Annotated in this window: 21 protein-coding genes; 18 read left to right on the top strand and 3 right to left on the bottom strand. The window is 69.8% G+C overall.

Annotation, left to right across the window (positions count from 1 at the left end; all coding sequences use genetic code 11):
- Positions 1-2: 2 nt before the first annotated feature.
- From alr to OHB24_RS05165, 9 genes are all read left to right on the top strand, one after another.
- Positions 3-1,148: an alanine racemase gene (gene alr / locus OHB24_RS05205; RefSeq protein ID WP_327637805.1), complete on the top strand. Its 1,146-nt coding sequence runs from the start codon at positions 3-5 to the stop codon at positions 1,146-1,148.
- Positions 1,149-1,154: 6 nt separating this feature from the next.
- Positions 1,155-2,273: an alpha/beta fold hydrolase gene (locus OHB24_RS05200; RefSeq protein ID WP_327637804.1), complete on the top strand. Its 1,119-nt coding sequence runs from the start codon at positions 1,155-1,157 to the stop codon at positions 2,271-2,273.
- Positions 2,273-3,199 (top strand): tRNA (adenosine(37)-N6)-threonylcarbamoyltransferase complex ATPase subunit type 1 TsaE, encoded by a 927-nt coding sequence (tsaE, locus tag OHB24_RS05195; RefSeq protein WP_327637803.1) that lies wholly within the window; start codon positions 2,273-2,275, stop codon positions 3,197-3,199. The genes OHB24_RS05200 and tsaE overlap by 1 nt, the downstream gene beginning before the upstream one ends.
- Before the next feature lies 1 nt (position 3,200).
- The gene (gene tsaB, locus OHB24_RS05190; protein WP_327637802.1) at positions 3,201-3,860 is read left to right on the top strand and encodes a tRNA (adenosine(37)-N6)-threonylcarbamoyltransferase complex dimerization subunit type 1 TsaB; all 660 of its coding nucleotides are present in this window, start codon (positions 3,201-3,203) and stop codon (positions 3,858-3,860) included.
- Complete coding sequence (locus tag OHB24_RS05185; RefSeq protein WP_327637801.1) at positions 3,857-4,306, top strand: GNAT family N-acetyltransferase; 450 nt, start codon at positions 3,857-3,859, stop codon at positions 4,304-4,306. Before tsaB ends, OHB24_RS05185 begins: the two co-directional genes overlap by 4 nt.
- Entirely contained in the window at positions 4,303-5,355 is a 1,053-nt protein-coding gene (gene tsaD / locus OHB24_RS05180; protein ID WP_327637800.1) for a tRNA (adenosine(37)-N6)-threonylcarbamoyltransferase complex transferase subunit TsaD, read from the top strand. The genes OHB24_RS05185 and tsaD overlap by 4 nt, the downstream gene beginning before the upstream one ends.
- A complete protein-coding gene (locus tag OHB24_RS05175; RefSeq protein ID WP_327637799.1) occupies positions 5,352-5,798 on the top strand; it encodes a GNAT family N-acetyltransferase in 447 nt (148 codons plus the stop codon). Before tsaD ends, OHB24_RS05175 begins: the two co-directional genes overlap by 4 nt.
- Positions 5,795-6,505 (top strand): dienelactone hydrolase family protein, encoded by a 711-nt coding sequence (locus tag OHB24_RS05170; RefSeq protein ID WP_327637798.1) that lies wholly within the window; start codon positions 5,795-5,797, stop codon positions 6,503-6,505. The genes OHB24_RS05175 and OHB24_RS05170 overlap by 4 nt, the downstream gene beginning before the upstream one ends.
- Before the next feature lie 211 nt (positions 6,506-6,716).
- A complete protein-coding gene (locus OHB24_RS05165; protein WP_327637797.1) occupies positions 6,717-7,682 on the top strand; it encodes a zinc-binding dehydrogenase in 966 nt (321 codons plus the stop codon).
- Here OHB24_RS05165 and OHB24_RS05160 read toward each other — a convergent pair.
- Entirely contained in the window at positions 7,640-8,809 is a 1,170-nt protein-coding gene (locus OHB24_RS05160; RefSeq protein ID WP_327637796.1) for a class I SAM-dependent methyltransferase, read from the bottom strand. The two genes, OHB24_RS05165 and OHB24_RS05160, sit on opposite strands and share 43 nt — an antisense overlap.
- 191 nt (positions 8,810-9,000) lie before the next feature.
- On the opposite strand from OHB24_RS05160, the gene groES reads away from it, so the two are divergent.
- From groES to OHB24_RS05115, 9 genes are all read left to right on the top strand, one after another.
- Positions 9,001-9,297 (top strand): co-chaperone GroES, encoded by a 297-nt coding sequence (groES, locus tag OHB24_RS05155; RefSeq protein WP_130384566.1) that lies wholly within the window; start codon positions 9,001-9,003, stop codon positions 9,295-9,297.
- 149 nt (positions 9,298-9,446) lie between these two features.
- Positions 9,447-11,066: a chaperonin GroEL gene (groL, locus tag OHB24_RS05150; protein ID WP_327637795.1), complete on the top strand. Its 1,620-nt coding sequence runs from the start codon at positions 9,447-9,449 to the stop codon at positions 11,064-11,066.
- 135 nt (positions 11,067-11,201) lie between these two features.
- Positions 11,202-11,648 carry a GNAT family N-acetyltransferase gene (locus OHB24_RS05145; protein ID WP_327637794.1) on the top strand — a complete coding sequence of 149 codons (447 nt, stop codon included), beginning with the start codon at positions 11,202-11,204 and terminating at the stop codon, positions 11,646-11,648.
- Between the two features lie 130 nt (positions 11,649-11,778).
- A complete protein-coding gene (gene shbA / locus OHB24_RS05140) occupies positions 11,779-12,402 on the top strand; it encodes an RNA polymerase sigma factor ShbA (RefSeq protein ID WP_327637793.1) in 624 nt (207 codons plus the stop codon).
- Positions 12,395-13,858, top strand: coding sequence for a hypothetical protein (locus OHB24_RS05135; protein ID WP_327637792.1), 1,464 nt, complete (start codon positions 12,395-12,397; stop codon positions 13,856-13,858). The genes shbA and OHB24_RS05135 overlap by 8 nt, the downstream gene beginning before the upstream one ends.
- Before the next feature lie 143 nt (positions 13,859-14,001).
- Complete coding sequence (gene guaB, locus OHB24_RS05130) at positions 14,002-15,513, top strand: IMP dehydrogenase (RefSeq protein ID WP_327637791.1); 1,512 nt, start codon at positions 14,002-14,004, stop codon at positions 15,511-15,513.
- A 27-nt stretch (positions 15,514-15,540) separates the two neighbouring features.
- Entirely contained in the window at positions 15,541-16,647 is a 1,107-nt protein-coding gene (locus tag OHB24_RS05125) for a GuaB3 family IMP dehydrogenase-related protein (protein ID WP_131335103.1), read from the top strand.
- Positions 16,644-17,357 (top strand): acyl-CoA thioester hydrolase/BAAT C-terminal domain-containing protein, encoded by a 714-nt coding sequence (locus tag OHB24_RS05120; protein WP_327637789.1) that lies wholly within the window; start codon positions 16,644-16,646, stop codon positions 17,355-17,357. The genes OHB24_RS05125 and OHB24_RS05120 overlap by 4 nt, the downstream gene beginning before the upstream one ends.
- Positions 17,358-17,409: 52 nt before the next feature.
- Complete coding sequence (locus tag OHB24_RS05115; protein ID WP_327637788.1) at positions 17,410-17,808, top strand: hypothetical protein; 399 nt, start codon at positions 17,410-17,412, stop codon at positions 17,806-17,808.
- Here OHB24_RS05115 and OHB24_RS05110 read toward each other — a convergent pair.
- Positions 17,805-18,713: a TIGR03086 family metal-binding protein gene (locus OHB24_RS05110; protein WP_327637787.1), complete on the bottom strand. Its 909-nt coding sequence runs from the start codon at positions 18,711-18,713 to the stop codon at positions 17,805-17,807. The two genes, OHB24_RS05115 and OHB24_RS05110, sit on opposite strands and share 4 nt — an antisense overlap.
- 45 nt (positions 18,714-18,758) lie before the next feature.
- Positions 18,759-20,207, bottom strand: coding sequence for a hypothetical protein (locus OHB24_RS05105; RefSeq protein ID WP_327637786.1), 1,449 nt, complete (start codon positions 20,205-20,207; stop codon positions 18,759-18,761).
- Positions 20,208-20,254 lie beyond the last annotated feature (47 nt).

Here is a 20,254-nt window from a genome sequence, read left to right as displayed (position 1 = left end):
CCATGTCTACTCCTGAGTCACGTCCGGTCCGTGCTGAGGCCGTGGTCGATCTGGCTGCGATCCGTCACAACGTGACCACTTTGCGTGCCCGCGCCGAGGGTGCGCAGCTGATGGCTGTGGTCAAGGCCGACGGGTACGGGCACGGGATGGTCCCGGTCGCCCGGGCCGCTCGCGAGGCCGGTGCGGACTGGATCGGCGCCGCGGTCCTCGAGGAGGCGCTCGCGCTGCGCGCGGCCGGTGACACCGGGCCGATCTTCTGCTGGCTGACCACGCCCGGTGAGCCGTTGGCCGACGCGATCGAGGCCGGCATCGACCTGTCCGCGGGCGCGCCCTGGGAGATCGACGAGCTCGTGGCCGGGGTGCAGGACCGCCCGGCGCGGGTGCACCTCAAGATCGACACCGGGATGTCCCGCGGCGGCGCCGTACCGGAGGAGTGGCCGGCGTTGATCCGCGCGGCCGTCCGCGCGCAGGCGACCGGGCAGATCGAGATCAGGGGCATCTGGTCGCACCTGGCGTCCTCGGACGAGCCGAAGAGCCCGGCGAACGAGTCCCAGCTGGCAACGTTCACCGAGGCCATCGAGGTCGCCGAGTCGTTCGGTATCGACGCCGAGTTCAAGCACCTCGCGAACTCCGGCGCCACGCTGGCGCTGCCGGAGACCCATTTCAACCTGGTCCGTCCGGGCGTCGCGACGTACGGGCTGTCGCCGTTCGGGCATGCGCTGCCGTCGGCCGAGCTCGGGCTCCGGCCGGCGATGACGCTGAAGGCGCGGCTGGCGATGGTGAAGCGGGTGCCGGCCGGCGCGGGCGTCTCGTACGGGCTGACCTGGACCGCGCCGCGGCCGTCGACGCTCGGCCTGATCCCGCTCGGGTACGGCGACGGACTGCCGCGGCACGCGTCGAACGGCGGCCCGGTCCAGGCGTACGGCGTACGGCGCGCGATCGTCGGCCGGATCTGCATGGATCAGTGCGTCGTCGACCTCGGCGACGACCAGGCCACGGCGGGCGACGAGGTCGTGCTGTTCGGCCCGGGTACGTCGGGCGAGCCGACCGCGGACGACTGGGCCGACGCGGCCGGGACCATCAACTACGAGATCGTCACCCGCCTGGGCGCCCGGATCCCACGCAGGTACATCGACAGCGAAAGGTAGACCGGCATGTCCAAAGCAGGGCGGACTGCTGGTCTGATCGGGGCCGCGGTCGGAGTACTGGCCGCGGGAGCTGCGGCCGGGGTCGCGGTCGAGCGGCAGGTGATCGGCCGACGGTCGGGTCAGCGCAAGCAGCTGGAGGCCGAGCCGTTCGGGTCGCTGCGAGGTACGCCGTACGTCTTCACAGCCGACGACGGCGTCGAGCTGTACGTCGAGGTGGACGAGCTGAAGCGCTCGCGGCGCCCCGATCCGCCGCCGAAGCGCAGGCTCGGCCGGAAGCTCCCGCTGCCGCCCGAGGACCTGACGGTGATCTTCGCCCACGGCTATGGGCTGAACATGGACCTGTGGCACTTCGAGCGCCGCGACCTGGCCGGCATCGGCACGATGGTGTTCTACGACCAGCGCTCGCACGGACGCTCCGGGCGGTCCCCGAAGGAGAACATCAGCATCGACCAGCTCGGCGCGGACCTGTACGGGATCGTCGAGCGGTTCGCGCCGACCGGACCGGTGATCCTGATCGGGCACTCGATGGGCGGCATGACGATCATGGCCCTGGCCGAGCAGCATCCGGAGCTGTTCGGCGACCGGGTGATCGGCGTCGGGCTGTGCTCGACCAGCGCGGGCGGACTGGACCAGGTGCCGATCGTGTTCCCGGGCAAGGTCGGCATGCTCGCGCGGGCGCTCGCCACGCCGACGGTCGCCGCTCTGGCCCGGATCCCGGACGTCGTCGAGCGCAGCCGGAAGGCCGGTACGGACATCAGCTACCTGCTGACGCGGAAGTACTCGTTCGGTTCCGAGGTGCCGCCGGCGTTCACCGAGTTCGTCAACGAGATGATCGCGGCGACGCCGATCGAGGTGATCGCGGAGTTCTACCCGATCTTCGCGCTGCACGACAAGTACGACGCCCTGGAGCCGCTGCAGAAGGTCGAGTGCGTGGTGATCGGCGGCGACAAGGACCACCTGACGCCGTTCGAACACGCCGAGGAGATCGTCCGGCGGGTCCCCGGCGCCGAGCTGGTCGAGGTGCAGAACTGCGGCCATCTGGGCCTGGTCGAGCACCACCGTGAATTCACCGCGGCCCTCCTTGGGATGATCGAACGAGCCGAACAATCCCTAGGACCTACCTGATGACAGACCTGCACGTCGTCGACGCCACCAAGGAGCACGTCGACGACATCGTCAACGTGATCCACCATGCCTTCTCCTCGCGCCGGGTTCTCGACCCGCCGTCGACGGCGTTGTCCGAGAACGCGACGACGGTGGCGGCGGCGATCGCCGAGCACGGCGGGCTGCTGGTGCTGAGCGACGGCGTTCCGCTCGGGGCGGTGCTGTTCGAGCAGGTCGGTGACGTCCTGAACCTGCGCCGCGTGTCGGTCGACCCCCGGTACCAGGCCCGCGGCGTCGCCTCGGCGATGGTCGGTTGCGCGGAGGAGGTCGCCGTACGCCGGGGACTTGGCCGGGTGAACCTGATCGCGCGGATCGAGCTGCCCGACACCGTGGAGTTCTGGAGGCGACGTGGGTACTCCGTCGTCGACCAGCAGGCGCACAACCTGACCTTCGCCAAGGCGATGCCGGTCGAGTTGACCGTGCCGACCGCCGACGAGATGCAGGCGATCGGCGAGGAGCTGGCCGGTCAGTTGCGTGCCGGCGACGTACTCGTGCTGTCCGGTGATCTGGGCGCAGGAAAGACGACGTTCACGCAAGGTCTCGGCGTCGGGCTGAAGGTGCGCGGCGCGATCACGTCACCGACGTTCGTGATCTCGCGGGTGCACCCGTCGCTGGCCGGCGGTCCCGCGTTGGTGCATGTCGACGCGTACCGGATCGGCGGTTTCGCGGAGCTGGACGATCTCGACCTGGACGCGAGCCTGGAGGACGCGGTCACGGTGGTCGAGTGGGGTCATGGGCTGGCCGAGGCGCTCGCGCCCGATCGGCTGGACATCGTGGTCACCCGTGGCGACGACGACACCGACGAGACGCGGTCACTACGGATCACTCCGGTGGGTCCGCGGTGGGCCGCTTCGGGCGTCCAAGTGTCCGTACTGGAGAAGAACTGACATGTTGCTTGCCTTCGACACCTCGAGTGCCGCCGTCACCGTTGCGTTGGCCACGCCGGCCGGCGAGATCGTCGCCTCGTCGACGACCGTCGACGCGTTGCGCCACGGCGAACTCCTCGCGCCTGCGATCGCAGCGGCGCTGGAGACCGCGGGAGTCACGCCGCGCGACCTGACCGGGATCGCGGTCGGTGTCGGCCCCGGCCCGTTCACCGGGCTGCGGGTCGGACTCGTGACGGCTCGCACGATGGGCGAGGTGCTGGGGATCGAGGTCTCCGGCGTCTGCAGCCTCGACATCCTCGCGCGGCAGTCGACGCTGACGTTGCCCGTCGCGGTCGCGACGGATGCGCGGCGCAAGGAGATCTACTGGGCGCTGTACGACGGCCCGGCCGCGGACGGCAGCCGTCGGAGGCTCGAGGGACCTGCGGTCGACAAGCCGGCCGAGGTCGCCCACGTGATGTCCGGTCTGCCCCTGATCGGCCGCGGCGCGGTGCTGTACGCCGACGCGCTGGGCGTGTCCGCTGTCGAGGTCCCGGAGTACCCGTCGGCCGACGTGCTGGCGGCGGGCGTGGCGACCGGGACGCTCGAGGTTGTCGCGCCGGATCCGCTGTACCTGCGCCGGCCGGACGTGACCATGTCCCGCGGGCCGAAGAGCGTCCTGTGAGACCTGCCATCAGAGCGGCGCGTTCGGACGACCAGGCCGAGTTGGTCGCGTTGGACGAGCTGTGCTTCGGCCAGGCTGCCTGGAGCACGGGCGCCTGGGCGGACGAGTTCGACCGGCTGAGCGAGGACCGGGTGGTCCTGGTCGCGGACGAGGGCGCGCTCGTCGGGTACGTCGTACTGCTGCTGCCACCGGTCGCGCTCGATGTGGTCGAGGTACTGCGGGTCGCGGTGACCCCGGCGGAGCGCCGTACCGGGATCGGCGGGCAGTTGCTGACGGCGGCGCTGGACCGGTGCGCCGGCCGGACGGTGTTGCTGGAAGTTGCTGCGAGCAACGAATCGGCGATCGGGTTGTACCGGGGCTTCGGCTTCGAGGAGATCAGCCGGCGGAGCGGGTACTACGGCGGCGGCGAGGATGCGGTGATCATGCGGTGGCGGGAGGAACTGTGAAGCAGGAGCCCCTGATTCTGGGGATCGAGACGTCGTGCGACGAGACCGGGGTCGGGATCGTGCGCGGGCAGACGCTGCTCGCCGACGCGATCGCGTCCAGTGTCGAGGAGCATGCCCGGTTCGGCGGGGTCGTCCCCGAGGTGGCCAGTCGTGCGCACCTCGAGGCGATGGTGCCGACGATCCGGCGGGCCTGCGAGACGGCAGGGATCAAGCCGACCGATGTCGACGCGGTCGCCGTGACCAGCGGGCCCGGACTGGCCGGCGCGCTGCTCGTCGGCGTCGCCGCGGCGAAGGGCCTGGCGTTGTCGCTGGACAAGCCGATCTACGGCGTGAACCACCTGGCGGCGCATGTCGCGGTGGACACCTTGGAGCACGGCGATCTGCCGAAGGGCTGCGTCGCGATGCTGGTGTCCGGTGGGCACTCGTCGCTGCTCGCGGTCGAGGACATCACCGACGGCGTCGTACCGATGGGCAGCACCATCGACGACGCGGCCGGTGAGGCGTTCGACAAGGTGGCGCGGGTGCTCGGGCTGCCGTTCCCGGGCGGTCCGTGGATCGACAAGGCGGCGCGCGACGGCGGGGACCGGCTGTACGTGACGTTCCCGCGCGGTCTGACGTCGCAGCGGGACCTCGAGCGGCACCGGTTCGACTTCTCGTTCTCCGGGTTGAAGACCGCGGTCGCGCGCTGGGTCGAGGCGAAACGGCGCGACGGCGAGGACGTGCCGGTGAACCATGTCGCGGCGGCCTTCCAGGAAGCGGTGTGCGACGTACTGACCCGCAAGGCGATCGACGCCTGCAAGGACCGCGGCTTCGAGCACCTGCTGATCGGCGGCGGCGTCGCGGCGAACTCGCGGCTCCGCGTGATGGCCGAGGAGCGTGCGTCCGCGGCCGGGATCGCCGTACGGGTGCCGCGGCCCGGTCTGTGCACCGACAACGGCGCGATGGTCGCGGCGCTCGGCTCGGAGCTGGTCCGGTCCGGCAAGGCACCGTCACCGCTCGATCTTCCTGCCGACTCGTCGATGCCGATCACGGAGGTACTCAACAAATGAAGTGGACCGGGCTTGACGGCTTCGAGGCGGACGACAACGCCGAGCGGATCGACGCCGACGTGGTGCAGGGCTTCCTGAGTACGTCGTACTGGGCGGCGGGGATCCCGCGCGACGTCGTGGAGCGCGCGATCGCCGGTTCGCTGAACCTCGGGGTGTACGGCGCGGACGGTGCGATGGTCGCGTACGCGCGGATGGTGACGGACCGGGCCACGTTCGCCTGGCTGGCCGACGTGTTCGTGCTGGAGTCGCACCGTGGGCACGGTCTCGGGCGGTTCGTCGTGTCGACCTTGCTCGAGCACCCGGACCTGAAGGGCCTGCGGCAGATCCTGCTGGCGACCGCCGATGCGCACGAGCTCTACCGGTCGTACGGCTTCAGCGAAACGCCGCAGGGACGGATGATGGCGATCCGCAAGGAGCCGGCCGAGCTGTACGCGAAGCCGTGAGGCGTCCGGGTGTCGATCTCGTCCGGCACCCGGCGAGCGCGACCGAGCTGGTGCTGCTCGCGCACGGCGGCGAGGAACAGTCGCACGCCGACCCGAGCCTGTGGCGTCCTGCGTTGCTGCGGATGTGGCCGTTCGCGCAGGCCGCGCGGTCGGTCGCGCCGAACAGCGCGATCGGGTTCCTCCGGTATCGCTTCCGGGGCTGGAACGACGACGGCGACGCGGCCGCTGATCTGCGGACCGTTCTGGACGAGCTGCCGCCGGTGATCTCGCGGGTGTTGCTGATCGGGCACTCGATGGGCGGGCGCGCGGTGGTTGCCGCCGGCGATCATCCGCGGGTGGCGGGCGTGCTCGCGCTGGCGCCGTGGCTGCCGCGCGACGAGCCGCTCGTAGCGCTTCGCCCACCCGTCACGTTCGTGCACGGGACCGACGACACGATCACCGCTCCCGCAGGCACGACGGCGTACGCACAGCGGCTGCGGGCGGCCGGGGTGGAGGTGACGACGTATTCGCTCGCCGGGGAAGGGCACGCGATGCTGCGGCGGGCGAAGGACTGGGACCGGCTAGTGGCCGAGTTTGTCGGAGGGGTTCCCGCCGGTGGTTGCGACGAGCACTGGCCGACGGTGCGCGATCAGGCGCTGTCGGCGGTCGGTGAGATCGTCAAGGCTCGGCTCCGGCTGCCGGTGAAGGAACGATTCCGGGCAGGATGATCAGACGTTAGTGGCGGGCCCCCGGGGAGTCGCGGCAGCAGACGCAGCACCTCGCCCGCCGGCTTGTCACCCGGAGACCCGCTCGCAAGATCGATCATATGTTCGAATATACGTCGAGTGCAAGTCCGAATTCTCCCTGTTGGCGGCCAACGGGCATAGGTTGGCATTCTATCGGTGGTCGGCCACGCCGGTCTGCGGCGAGAGTGAAGGCATGAGTGCAACGATGCGTGCCGCGGTGTGTGTTCGGGCTGGTGGGCCCGAAGTGCTGGAGCTTCGCGAACTGCCGGTTCCGGCGGTTCGGGACGGCTGGAGTCTGGTGCGGGTGGCGGGGGCCGGTCTGAATCGGTCGGAGTTACGGACCCGGCAGGGACATTCGCCGACCGTGAAGTTCCCGCGGGTGCTCGGGATCGAATGTGTCGGCGTCGTGGCTGCCTCGACGAATCCCGCCGTACCGGAAGGGACGACGGTCGCGGCGGTGATGGGGGAGATGGGCCGGGCGTACGACGGCGGCTATGCGGAGTACGCATTGCTGCCGAACGCAACGTTGATGCCGGTCGCCACGACGCTGCCGTGGGACGTGCTGGCCGCGCTGCCCGAGACGTACCTGACGGCGCTGGGCGCGTTGGACGCGTTGGGGATCGAGCGCGGCGGCCGGCTGCTGATTCGCGGCGGTACGTCGTCCGTGGGGATGGCGGCCGCGGCGATCGCGGCCGGGTACGGGGTCGAGACCGCTGTGACGACGCGGCAGGCGAGCAAGGCCGACGCGCTGACCGCGGACCATGTGGTGGTCGACGACGGCGGCTCGCTGCGCGAGATCTGGCAGGACGGACCGGAGTACGTTCTGGACCTGATCGGTGCGCGTACGGCGGTGGACTCGCTACGGCTCGTCCGTCGCGGCGGCACGGTGTGCGTCGCGGGATCGCTCAGCGGGTGGCTGATCCAGGACTTCGAGCCGATCGCGATGATCCCGTCCGGGACCAGGCTGACGGCGTTCCACAGCGAGACCATGAAGGGTCGCTCGGACGTGCTGCAGCGGATCGTGAGCGAGGTCGAGAGCGGCGTCTACCGGCCGAACGTCGACCGTGTCTTCGACCTGGACGACATCGTCGCGGCGCACCGGTACATGGAGGACGATCAGGCGACCGGGAAGCTGGTCGTCACCCTGCGGCAGGAGTAGGCGACGGCGTCGCGGCCGATCCGCGTGATGATCAGGGTCGCCGACGTCGAGCCCTTCGGTGCGAGCTTCTTGCGCAGCTGGGCCGGATCGAGGTCGACGCCGCGCTTCTTGATCTCCAGCGTCCCGATGCCCTGGCTGCGGACCCAGGAGCGCAACGCCTTCTCCTTGTAGGGCAGCTCTTCCAGCACTTCGTACGCCGAGGCCAGTGCTGTCGGGATGTACGCCGAGGCGGTGACGTAGGCGATGCGAGGGTCCAGCAACCATCCGTCGACCGCAGCGGCGACCGCGGTGACCAGACCGGCTCGGACGACTGCACCGTCGGGCTCGTAGATGTACTGACCGACCGGACCGCTGTCAGCCTCCGGTGCGTCGCTGACACTCGCGCCACCAGGCAGCAGCGTGGCCCGTCTCGGTGTGCCGCCGTACAGCTCACCGGACCAGAGCGCTGCCTCCTTGACCTCACCGGAGTCACTGATCCACTCCGCTTCCACGCCTTCGGGGATCGCGTCGTGCGGGATGCCGGGCGCCGCCTTGACGCACGCTGTCCGCTGCAGAAGCTGGGTGACGAAGGTCCACGGCGGCGAGTAGGCGTTGTGGTCGAACACGCGCCGTCCATCAGCCCGGCGCGCGGGGTCGGCGAAAACCACGTCGTACGGCGTGAGGTCGGTGGACTCGGCTTCGCCGACCAGTACGTCGCCGGACAGGCCCAGTGCGGACAGGTTGGCGCGGGCGGTGGCCGCTGTCTCTGGATCGCGTTCGACACCAGTCACACACAGTCCGGCGCGCGCGGCGCTGATGAGGTCGCCGCCGATCCCACATCCCAGATCGACCACGCCGGCGCCCGGCAGGGTGGTTGCGAGGCGTGCGGCTCGGTGGGTGCTCACGCTTGTGCGGGTGGCTTGCTCCAGGCCGTCTGGGGTGAAGTACATGCGCTCTGCGTCCGGGCCGAACTTGGCGACGGCGCGGTGGCGCAGTGCGGCCTGGGTGACCGCAGTCGTGACAAGCGTTGCGTCGTACCGGCGTCTGAGCTTCTCGACGAGCTGGAGTTCCTTGCCGGGGAGGTACTCGGCGCAGGCGGCAGCCAGTACCTCAGCGCCCGGTCCGTCGAGCAGCGCGGTGACACTCACCCGGCAACATTAGACGTCTCACGCTGAGAATCCTTTGGCACTCGAGTTGACCGAGTGCTAATCGCGGCCTAGATTCGGTGTTGGCACTCTCGATGCGAGAATGCCAGCGGTCCGGCCCTTGACCCCCGCGACGGCAGGGGAGCGCGACCACCATGAACCGCAAACAGCACATCGACCGTGGAGGTCAGCAAGTGTCGGTCACGATCAAGCCGCTCGAGGACCGAGTCCTCGTCGCGCCGCTCGAAGCCGAGCAGACCACGAAGTCCGGCCTGGTGATCCCGGACACCGCCAAGGAGAAGCCGCAGGAGGGCGAGATCCTCGCCGTCGGCCCGGGCCGGATCGACGACAACGGCAACCGCGTCCCGCTGGACGTCGCCGTCGGCGACAAGGTCATCTACTCCAAGTACGGCGGCACCGAGGTCAAGTACGACGGTCAGGACTACCTGATCCTGGGCGCCCGCGACATCCTCGCAGTCGTCAGCAAGTGACGAACGCCCGCCGTTCCTGACCGACACCGCCCCGGGGCCTCTGGCGCCGGGGCGGAGTGGGTCCGGCACCCGACCGGGTGGTGGGGCGGGGGAGTTGGACACAGGGCTCGCTCCTGCAACGAGACATACGAAAAGGACTGGTTTTCTTCATGCCGAAGATCCTCGAGTTCGACGAGAACGCGCGGCGCGCGCTGGAGCGTGGCGTCGACAAGCTCGCGAACACGGTGAAGGTGACGCTGGGCCCGAAGGGCCGCTACGTCGTCCTGGACAAGAAGTGGGGCGCCCCGACCATCACCAACGACGGTGTCACCGTCGCCCGTGAGGTCGAGCTGGACGACCCGTTCGAGAACCTTGGTGCGCAGCTCACCAAGGAGGTCGCCACCAAGACCAACGACATCGCCGGTGACGGCACCACCACCGCGACGGTGCTGGCGCAGGCACTGGTGCACGAGGGCCTGCGGGCGGTCGCCGCCGGCGCCAACCCGATGGGCCTCAAGCGCGGTATCGAGGCGGCCGTCGAGGCCGTGTCGGCCAAGCTGGTGGAGACCGCCCGCGCGGTCGACAACAAGGGCGACATGGCCCACGTCGCCACCATCTCCGCCCGGGACGCCGAGATCGGCAACCTGATCGCGGACGCGTTCGACAAGGTCGGCAAGGACGGTGTGATCACCGTCGAGGAGTCGAACACCTTCGGGACCGAGCTCGAGTTCACCGAGGGTATGCAGTTCGACAAGGGCTACATCTCGCCGTACTTCATCACCGACGCCGAGGCCGGCGAAGCGGTGCTGGAGGAGCCGTACATCCTGATCCACCAGGGCAAGATCTCCGCGATCGCGGACCTGCTGCCGCTGCTGGAGAAGGTCGTGCAGTCCGGCAAGACGCTGCTGATCATCGCCGAGGACGTCGAGGCCGAGGCCCTGTCCACCCTCGTGGTGAACAAGATCCGCGGCAACTTCACCTCCGTCGCCGTCAAGGCGCCGGGCTTCGGTGACCGCCGCAAGGCGATGCTGGAGGACCTGGCCGCGCTCACCGGCGCGCAGGTCGTCGCCCCCGAGGTCGGGCTGAAGCTCGACCAGGTCGGCCTCGAGGTGCTCGGTTCGGCGCGCCGGATCGTGGTCTCGAAGGACAACACGACCGTCGTCGAGGGTTCCGGCAAGGCCGAGGACATCGACGGCCGGGTCAGCCAGATCAAGTCCGAGATCGAGCGCACCGACTCCGACTGGGACCGCGAGAAGCTGCAGGAGCGGCTGGCCAAGCTGGCCGGCGGCGTCTGCGTCATCAAGGTCGGCGCGGCCACCGAGGTCGAGCTCAAGGAGAAGAAGCACCGGATCGAGGACGCGGTGTCCGCGACCCGGGCTGCGATCGAGGAGGGCATCGTCGCGGGTGGCGGTTCCGCACTCGTGCACGCGTCCACCGTGCTGGACAAGGACCTCGAGCTCGACGGTGACGAGGCCACCGGTGTCCGGATCGTCCGCAAGGCGGTCGTCGAGCCGCTGCGCTGGATCGCCGAGAACGGCGGCTACGAGGGTTACGTCGTGACGGCGAAGGTTGCCGAGCTCGAGTCCGGCAGCGGTTTCAACGCCGCCACCGGTGAGTACGGCGACCTGCTGGCGCAGGGCGTCCTGGACCCGGTCAAGGTGACCCGGTCCGCGCTCGCCAACGCCGGCTCGATCGCCGCGCTGCTGCTGACCACCGAGACCCTGGTGGTCGACAAGCCTGAGGAAGAAGAGCCCGCCGCAGCCGGTCACGGCCACGGCCACGGCCACTGATCCCTCAGCACCAGTAGTTCGACAGCACACAGCACCGCCCGGCAGGTCTTCGGACCCACCGGGCGGTGCTTTGTTGTGCGGCCTATTCCCACCCCGTACGGCGGGTGTGGGTGGGGGATCTGATGGGATGGGCGGGTGTTGATACGGGTGCGGGCGGACGATGACCTGGACGTCTGCGTGGGGCTGTTGCGGGCTGTGCATGTGCGGGCGACGTACCCGATTAATTGGCCTGCTGACCCGCGGGCCTGGCTGACGCCGGAGAACCGCCTGGGGTGCTGGGTCGCGGTGAATGACTCAGGCGTCGTGGGGCATGTGGTGCTGACGGCTGTGGGTGATTGCGCCGAGGTGGAGCGGTTGTTCGTGGATCCGCTGGCGACTCGGCAGGGGATCGGGCGGCAGTTGCTCGACCATTGCGTGACCACAGCCGCCGAGCTGGGGCGGAAGCTCTCACTCGAGGTGGTCGACAACCGCGGCGCCGCCGTACACCTCTACCGACGGGCCGGGTGGCTCGAGGCGGGTCGTACGCCGATCGACTGGGGTGGCGAGCAGGCGTCCGAGCTGGTCCGTTTCGTAGCGCCCTAGACCGAACTCGCCGGTAGTGACAGATTGTGATCAAGAGGGGGGTCGCGACCACGAATTGCCACTATGCAACGAGAGTTGAGCGCCGTACCATCTTTCAGGCTGAACCGGTCCGAACACGAGGGGGCGAGGGGTGACAGAGGTCCGAGTACCTGACACCCACGACCGGGTCGAGCTCAGGGATCTTGCCGCGCTGGCCGGCGACGGGGACCGCACAGCTCTTAATGACCTGCTCACCAGGGTGCGCGCAGTCGCGCACCGTTACGTACGGTCCCGTTTGTGGACCTATCCCGGCGGCGCCGACATGGTCGACGACGTCGCACAAGAAGTTTGTGTCGCGGTGTTCGGCGCGCTGGGCCGGTATCGTGACGAGGGGAGGCCTTTCGAGGCTTTCGTCTACGGCATCGCGGCTCGCAAGGTCGCCGATGCCCAGCGTGCGTTCGCGGTCGCCGACGTTTCGACGCCGGACCTGCCGGACGGCGCGGACGAGTCACCGACGCCGGAGGAGCGCGCGGTTCGGCAGTCAGAGGTCCAGCACATCATGGGACTTCTGGACAAACTGCCGGAGAAACTGCGGGAGATCCTGCGCCTTCGCGTCGTTGCGGGGATGTCAGCCGAGGAGACCGGCCGGGCACTGGGGATGACACCGGGGGCGGTGAGGGTCGCACAGCATCGGGCGTTGAACACGCTCAGGGGGTTTGTGGGGCATGAAGCACAGCTGGAACGAGGAAGAGCAGGGGAGGGGCATCATGGCTGACCGTTTCGACTTGGACGCGATCGAGGCTGATGACGCGCTGCTCGATCTGCTCGCCGCCGGTGGGGAGTCCGCCCATGCGGCGGGCGAGCACGACGCGGCCGTCGCACTGCTGGCCGATCTACGGCTGGCGGTCGAGGTCGAGGACGAGCTCCCGGTGGAGACCATCGACGATCCGGAGAGCTTCCTGGCGCGTTGCGCCGCGCTGAACCCGATCACCGACCCGTTCGCCCGCAAGGTGGCGACCCGCGGTCTGGCGTTCGGTGTCGCCGCGGTGGCCGCGCTGTCGGTCTCCGGGGTGGCCGCGGCGGTCAACGGTGACCCGTTGTCGCCGTACGAGAAGGTCATCGAGAAGATGGTCGACGCGGTCCGGCCGGAGACCAGCTTCCCGAAGGAGCAACTCGACGGGCTGTCGGTCGTCGACCGGAGCAAGATCGTCAAGGTCGGCAAGGACTTCAAGGAGAAGGCGAAGGCCGAGCACGCCGCCGAGAACGGCAAGGACAGCTCCGTCGGCGACGACCCGCAGGCGCAGGAGATCAAGGGAACGCCGGAAGTGGTTGTGCCGCCGGGCGACAGGCCGGTGGCAGAACGCAAGTGGTTCCCGCTGCCGACCGACGAGCAGAAGACGCTGGATCCGGCCAAGCCGACGACCGAGGTGACGCAGGCTCCGACCGACACCACGACGACGAAGCCGTCCGATCCCGAGACGACCCAGCCGACCGACACGAAGACGACGGAGACGCCGCCGGACACCCCGACGACGACCCCGACGGACGACCCGACCGAGACCACCACGCCGACTCCGACGCCGACTCCGACGGAGACCACGACGCCGCCGGCGAACGTCGACACTGGTACGGGCGACAACACGGGCGACAACAACACGTCGACCGGCGAGCCGACCTCCGCTCCGACGTCGACGCCGAGCTCCGGCTCCGGCGAGGGCCAGACGGGTGACTCGGAGACCACACCGGGTTCGGACAGCACCACGACGCCCGACGGCGACACTGGCGGCACTGGCGGTTCGGACACGTCCGGTGACGATGAGGCACCGGGTGACGAGGTCACGCAGGTTCCGGCTGAGGTCAAGGAACTGGTCGACAGCGTGGTCGACTCGATCGTCGCGCCGGTGCTGCCGACGCCGAGCGGTGAGCCGGTCACGAACGAGACCGCCGAGCGCTTCTTCGGCAAGCCTGACGCGACGGCGAAGTCCGTCACGACCAGCAAGGCGACGGCGAAGAAGTCGGCGGCCAAGAAGGCAGCGGCAGGGAAGGCGGCCGGGAAGCACGCCGGCGGGAAGGTCAGCACGGGCTCGGTCCGCAAGGCCTACCCGAAGGGCAAGCACTCCAGCGGCGCGTACGCCGAGGGCAAGCACGCCGCCATCGCTCGGACGTACGGCTCGACCACCGACGCCAGCCTGCTGCAGATCCTGGACGTCGTGAACGCGCCCATCAAGTAACTGCTCGATCACCGACCGCCCGCCGCGAACCGTGGCGGGCGGTTGCTTGCGTGGAGCCCTGTGGACGGCGGATTCGGGGCCTGGAGACGGCGCGGATAGGATGGGGTTCCGTTGTCGCCGTACAAAAGGTGCTCGTTTTCCCCATGGACATCACCCCAGCTGGAGTTCCCGACAAGTTCGCCGTCCTCGGCCTCACCTTCGACGACGTACTCCTGCAGCCGAACGAGTCCGACGTCATCCCGTCCGAGGCCGTCACCCGGTCCCGGCTGAGCCGCAACGTCGAGGTGAACATCCCGCTGGTGTCCAGCGCGATGGACACCGTCACCGAGGCTCGGATGGCGATCGCGATGGCCCGCCAGGGCGGTCTCGGCGTCCTGCACCGCAATCTCTCGCTCGAGGACCAGGCCCAGCAGGTCGACCTGGTCAAGCGCTCCGAGTCCGGCATGATCGCGCAGCCGATCACTATCGGCCCGGACGCCTCCATCGGCGAGGCCGACGCGCTCTGTGCGCAGTACCGGATCTCCGGCGTCCCGGTGGTGGACGACGCGGGTGTCCTGGTCGGCATCGTCACCAACCGCGACATGCGCTTCGAGACCGACTTCTCCCGGCCGGTCCGCGAGGTGATGACCAAGCAGCCGCTGATCACCGGCCGGCAGGGGATCGCCGCCGACGACGCGATGGCGCTGCTCAGCAAGCACAAGGTGGAGAAGCTGCCGCTGGTCGACGAAGCCGGCAAGCTCACCGGCCTGATCACGCTGAAGGACTTCGTCAAGCGCGACAAGTTCCCACTGTCCACCAAGGACGGCTCCGGCCGGCTGATGGTCGGCGCGGCGATCGGCTTCTTCGGCGAGGCCTACAAGCGGGCCATGACGCTGGTCGAAGCCGGGGTCGACGTGCTCGTGGTGGACACCGCGCACGGTCACTCCCGGGCCCAGATCGAGATCATCCGCAAGCTCAAGGCCGACCCGGCCACCCGCGGCGTGGACATCGTCGGCGGCAACGTCGGCACCCGCGCTGGCGCGCAGGCGCTGGTCGAGGCGGGCGCGGACGGCGTGAAGGTCGGCGTCGGCCCGGGCTCGATCTGTACGACGCGGGTCGTGTCCGGCGTCGGCGTGCCGCAGGTGACCGCGATCTACGAGGCGTCGCTGGCCTGCAAGCCGGCCGGTGTCCCGGTGATCGGCGACGGCGGCCTGCAGTACTCCGGTGACATCGCCAAGGCGCTCGTCGCGGGTGCGGACACCGTCATGCTCGGCTCGCTGCTCGCCGGCTGTGAGGAGTCGCCGGGCGACCTGGTGTTCATCAACGGCAAGCAGTTCAAGGCGTACCGCGGGATGGGCTCGCTCGGCGCGATGCAGTCCGGCGGGCTGCGCAAGTCGTACTCCAAGGACCGCTACTTCCAGCACGACGGCGGCTCCGACGAGAAGCTGATCGCCGAGGGCGTCGAGGGCCAGGTGCCGTACCGGGGCCCGCTGTCGGCCGTCGCGCACCAGCTGATCGGCGGCCTGCGGCAGTCGATGTGGTACACGGGCGCCCGGACCGTGCCGGAGCTGCAGGAGAAGGGCCGCTTCGTCCGGATCACCTCCGCCGGCCTGCAGGAGTCCCACCCGCACGACATCCAGATGACGGTCGAAGCCCCGAACTACTCGGGCCGCTGACCCGCCTGCTACCTGTAAGGACACCAGATGACCGAGATCGAGATCGGCCGCGCGAAGCGAGGCCGGCAGGCGTACGCGTTCGACGACATCGCGATCGTGCCGTCGCGCCGCACGCGGGACCCCGAGGAGGTCTCGGTCGCCTGGCAGATCGACGCGTACCGGTTCGAGCTGCCGATCCTGGCCGCGCCGATGGACTCGGTGATGTCGCCGGCCACCGCGATCGCGATCGGTAAGGCCGGCGGTCTCGGCGTCCTCAACCTCGAAGGCCTCTGGACGCGGTACGAGGACCCGACCAGCCTGCTCGAGGAGATCACCAGCCTCGAGACGCAGCAGGCCACGCACCGGCTGCAGGAGATCTACTCGGCGCCGATCAAGCCCGAGCTGCTCTCCCAGCGGGTGCAGGAGATCCGCGACTCCGGTGTGACGGTGGCCGGCGCGCTGTCGCCGCAGCGCACCAAGCAGTTCGCCAAGCACGTCGTGGACGCGGGCGTCGACCTGTTCGTCATCCGCGGTACGACGGTGTCCGCCGAGCACGTGTCCGGGCAGGCGGAGCCGCTGAACCTGAAGCAGTTCATCTACGACCTCGACGTACCGGTGATCGTCGGTGGCTGTGCGACGCACCAGGCGGCGTTGCACCTGATGCGGACCGGCGCGGCCGGCGTACTCGTCGGCTTCGGCGGCGGCGCGGCGCACACCACGCGGAAGGTCCTCGGGGTCGCAGTGCCGATGGCAAGTGCGGTGGCCGACGTCGCGGCGGCGCGGCGGGACTACATGGACGAGTCCGGCGGCCGGTACGTGCACGTCATCGCGGACGGCTCGGTGGGGCGGTCCGGTGACGTGGCGAAGGCGATCGCCTGCGGCGCGGACGCCGTGATGGTCGGTTCGCCGCTGGCTCGCGCGAGCGACGCCCCGGGCGGCGGGTACCACTGGGGCGCCGAGGCCTGGCACCAGGACCTGCCCCGCGGCGAGCGCGTCGAGGTCGGTGTCACCGGCACGATGGAGCAGATCCTGTTCGGCCCGTCCTGGGTCCCGGACGGCACGATGAACCTGGTCGGCGCCCTCAAGCGCGCGATGGCCACCACCGGCTACACGGAACTCAAGGAGTTCCAGCGGGTCGAGGTCGTCGTCGGTTGAGTACCGGCGTCCTGCTCCTCCACGGTTCGAGCGGTACGCCGGACCTGGACCGGGCCCGGCTGCTCGAGGCCGAGGGATACGACGTACTCGCGCCGCGCTGGCCGGTGACGCACGAGGTTCCGCTGGAGTCGTTCCCGCTGGCCGAGCTGGCGCACAACGATCGGCTGGTCGTGATGGGCAGCTCGTGGGGTGCCGAGGCGGCGTTGCTGCTCGGTGCGCTCGACGAACGGGTGGACTCGGTGGTCGGATTCGCCCCGAGCGCCTACGTGTGGGGCCGGGTTCTGGAGGACGGCAGCCAGCGGTCGGCCTGGACCTGGCAGGGTGAACCGCTCCCGTTCGTGCCGTTCGACGTGGACTGGAAGCCCGAGGACGATCCGCCGAGCTACACCGGGATGTATCGCCAGAGCCTGCGGCGTGCGCCGGAGCAGGCGCGGATCCCGGTGGAACGGATCCGGGGCGAGGTGCTGCTGGTGGCCGGTGGCGACGACAAGGTGTGGCCGGCGGTCGAGTTCGCGGCGGAGATCGAGCGGCGTCGCGGCGACCGACCGACCCGGACCGTGACGGTCACGGCGGCCGGGCATCGCGCCGTAGTGCCGGGCGAGGAGCCGAAGACCGCGGGCCAGCGGATGGCACGCGGCGGGACCGAGGCGGCCGACCGCGAGCTGGGCGCCCGCGCCTGGTCCGAGGTACTGCGATTGCTCGGAGATTGACCCGACTTGCGTCGAGTTCACCCGGTTTGACGGGTTCTGGAAGGATTGCCGCATGGGATTGTTCAGCCGTCGAAGCAGCCAGGACACGGACAATGTTGCCCTCGCCGCAGCGCGAGGCCAGCTGTCCCCGGACGATGTCGATCAGGTGCGGTTCCTGATCACCACGAAGAAGGCGGTGCACGCGGTCAAGCTGATCCGTGATCGCACCGGCCTCGACCTCAAGCAGTGCAAGGAACTGGTCGACGACATCCGCCTCGGGCGGTACGTGCCGCCGACGACCGGTACGCCGTTGGTCCGCCGCCCGGGCACCAACCTGGCCGAGCGCACCCGCGCCCTCAAGGCCGCGGGCGAACTCCACCAGGCGACCGCACTGGTCGTCTCCGAGACCGGCATGACCGAGACCGAAGCCGGTCTGTTCGTCGGCGCCCTCCGCGCCGAACTCCAGGACTAACCCTTCACGTAGGACAGCTTCTCCGCGATCTTTCCGTCGCGTAGTCGCAGTACGTCGACGCCGCGGACGTGACCGCGGTTGCCGGACGGCTCACGCCAGGAGTACTTCCACCGCACGACCGCCCGGTCGCCGAGCAGCACGGTCTCCTCGGTCTCGAAGTGCGGGTCGGCGGTGTCCGCGAACAGCGTCGCCCACACCGCCCGGACTGCGTCCGCGCCCTCGTAGCGCCCACCGTCCGGCGTCGGCGAGGTGGACTCGAACACGATGTCGTCGGTGACCAGCGACATCGCGGTCTCCAGGTCGCTCTCGTCGAAGGCGGTCCCGAACCGCTCGAGCATCGCGGCGGCGGGCGTCCACCGCGGATCCCGCCCGAACGCCGCGAGCAGCGCCCCGGCCGGATCCGTGAAGCCGTCGAGGTGGTCGCCGACCATCCCGGCCGATCGGTAGAGCTCCTCGCGCTTCGCGAACCAGTCCGCGACCTCCGCCACGAGCTCGGCGTCCATCCGCGCCGGTACGTCGATCGCGACGGCCAGGTCCCACCCGTGGATCAGGTGGTCCGCCGCCAGCTGCCGCAGGTACTCGTGCGGATCCTCGTCGCCGTACGACAGATGCACCTTGTCGATCGGCCAGGTCGCCGCGACCTCCGCCTCGCGGGCCGCGTACGACGCCGCGGCGGCCGGATCGTCCTCGAGCAGGTCGCCGTCGAGGGTGTCCCCGACCTCGGCGATCGTCTTGCCCGCCATCAGCGGGACGGTCCAGCGTTCCTCGCCGACGACATGGTTGACCAGCGCCCGGACGTCCCAGTCCGAGCAGGGCGTCGGCGCCGACCACTGATCGGCCGGCACCTCCGAGACCAGGTCCGCGAAGTTCGCGACCGTGCGATTGTGCAGTTCAACAACGTCCATGACTCCCCCTCTCAGCGTCAGCGTCCGCCGGAGGGGGCCGGGACGTCAACGGCCGAGCTGGAGTTGCTCCGCGGCCTCGTGGGCGTGGTGCGACGCGGCCAGGTCGCCGGTAGCGGCGAGCAGGTTGCCGTGGTGCCGGTAGCAGGCGCCGGCCAGGTCCTTCATCAGCTCGTTGTCGTCGGCGTACGGGATCAGGGCGGTAGCCACCTCCGCGCACCAGCCGCCCAGGTCGAGCGCGATGTCGGTCCGCCCGGCCTGGAAGTACGCCTCGGAGATGTCGAGCAGCAGTTGCGCCCAGATCGGCACGTACATCTCCGTCTGGAACCGCATCCGGTGCGACTCCCGCTCGGACGAGATCGCGAACAGGTAGTGCGCCTCCAGTCCGAGCGTCAGCGCGGCGTTCCCGTCCTGCGACAGCAGCGGCTTCACCAGTTCAGCGAGCTCGGTCGCGCGTTGTGCCGCCGACTCCGGGTCCGTCCGGCCGGACACAGTCGCCAGAGTCATCCCAGGCGCGGGCTCGCTCAACGCCACCAGCCGGTGGTACTGCTCGAACGGCCCGAGCTTGATCTCCGCGTTCTCCAGCGCCGCGACCAGCGTCAGCGGCAACCCGCGGTCCAGCTCGTCGACCACGCGGGCCGCCGTCTCGGCGTCGGTGTCGTACGCCGTCCGCAGGCACGCCTCGCCCTCCAGGCGGCCGACGATGCCGAGATGCTTGCCCTTCCTGACCAGGGCGGCGACCAGCGTGCGCATGTCGGTCGTCGAGTCCGAGTCGGCGAGCGTGTCGGCCGTGGTCAGCCCGATCTCGTCCGCCTCGAGCGCGAGGTCCAGCCGCCCTTCGGCCGCGTGGACGTCGGCCGACACCGCGGTCGCCGTACACAGGTAGCGGGCGTACGACAGCGATTGCGGGCTCTCGTTGATCTGGTCCGCGAGCTGCAGGAACAGCTGGGTCGCCGCGTCGGCGGACGCGACCGCCAGCGCTGGGTCGCCGTACCGCCGCAGGATCAGCGCGTTCATCGCGAGCACCCGGGCGAAGTCCGGCTGGTGCTTGAGACCGTCCTCGCCGCCGACGAGCTGGCCGTACGCGATCACCGCGCCGTCCATCTCCAGTACGGCGGTGGCGCCGTGACCTCGGTGCGCCTGGGTCATCGCGCGCCGGGCGCGGACGTCCGCCAGGAAGCAGGTCGCGTCGAGCACGCCGGCGTCCTGGAGCTCGGTGTACCCGAGTTGCGCCTCGTGCAGCGCGGCGAGCGCCTCCTCGTGCCGGCCGGACGCGTTCAGCGATCCGGCCAACTCGTACTGGGTCGCGGCCATCAGATGCTTGGCCTCGTAGTGGTTCGGGTGCCCTTCGGCCCGCTCCCTGGCCAGCTCGATGACCCGCTGCTGGTACGGCCCAGCCTCGTCGGCCCGGCCCTCCTCGATCAGCACCTGGGCTGTCTGCAGCGCCTCACCGAGCTCGTCCTCAGGAGGCGTCCAGAGCCCCCCGCTGTCCACCATCTTGACGTTCCACCCCTTCGCAGGTTCAGCGGATCAGCTTAACGGTC

The sequence above is a fragment of the Kribbella sp. NBC_00482 genome (assembly GCF_036013725.1).
GTDB lineage: Bacteria > Actinomycetota > Actinomycetes > Propionibacteriales > Kribbellaceae > Kribbella.
This window is presented reverse-complemented; position numbering and strand designations above follow the sequence as displayed.

What these genes read in the sequence shown, in the direction of transcription:
- alr (WP_327637805.1), top strand. Translation starts at nt 3, where the DNA reads ATGTCTACTCCTGAGTCACGTCCGGTCCGTGCTGAGGCCGTGGTCGAT.
- OHB24_RS05200 (WP_327637804.1), top strand. Translation starts at nt 1,155, where the DNA reads ATGTCCAAAGCAGGGCGGACTGCTGGTCTGATCGGGGCCGCGGTCGGA.
- tsaE (WP_327637803.1), top strand. Translation starts at nt 2,273, where the DNA reads ATGACAGACCTGCACGTCGTCGACGCCACCAAGGAGCACGTCGACGAC.
- tsaB (WP_327637802.1), top strand. Translation starts at nt 3,201, where the DNA reads ATGTTGCTTGCCTTCGACACCTCGAGTGCCGCCGTCACCGTTGCGTTG.
- OHB24_RS05175 (WP_327637799.1), top strand. Translation starts at nt 5,352, where the DNA reads ATGAAGTGGACCGGGCTTGACGGCTTCGAGGCGGACGACAACGCCGAG.
- OHB24_RS05165 (WP_327637797.1), top strand. Translation starts at nt 6,717, where the DNA reads ATGAGTGCAACGATGCGTGCCGCGGTGTGTGTTCGGGCTGGTGGGCCC.
- groL (WP_327637795.1), top strand. Translation starts at nt 9,447, where the DNA reads ATGCCGAAGATCCTCGAGTTCGACGAGAACGCGCGGCGCGCGCTGGAG.
- OHB24_RS05135 (WP_327637792.1), top strand. Translation starts at nt 12,395, where the DNA reads ATGGCTGACCGTTTCGACTTGGACGCGATCGAGGCTGATGACGCGCTG.
- guaB (WP_327637791.1), top strand. Translation starts at nt 14,002, where the DNA reads ATGGACATCACCCCAGCTGGAGTTCCCGACAAGTTCGCCGTCCTCGGC.
- OHB24_RS05125 (WP_131335103.1), top strand. Translation starts at nt 15,541, where the DNA reads ATGACCGAGATCGAGATCGGCCGCGCGAAGCGAGGCCGGCAGGCGTAC.
- OHB24_RS05115 (WP_327637788.1), top strand. Translation starts at nt 17,410, where the DNA reads ATGGGATTGTTCAGCCGTCGAAGCAGCCAGGACACGGACAATGTTGCC.
- OHB24_RS05110 (WP_327637787.1), bottom strand. Translation starts at nt 18,713, where the DNA reads ATGGACGTTGTTGAACTGCACAATCGCACGGTCGCGAACTTCGCGGAC.
- OHB24_RS05105 (WP_327637786.1), bottom strand. Translation starts at nt 20,207, where the DNA reads ATGGTGGACAGCGGGGGGCTCTGGACGCCTCCTGAGGACGAGCTCGGT.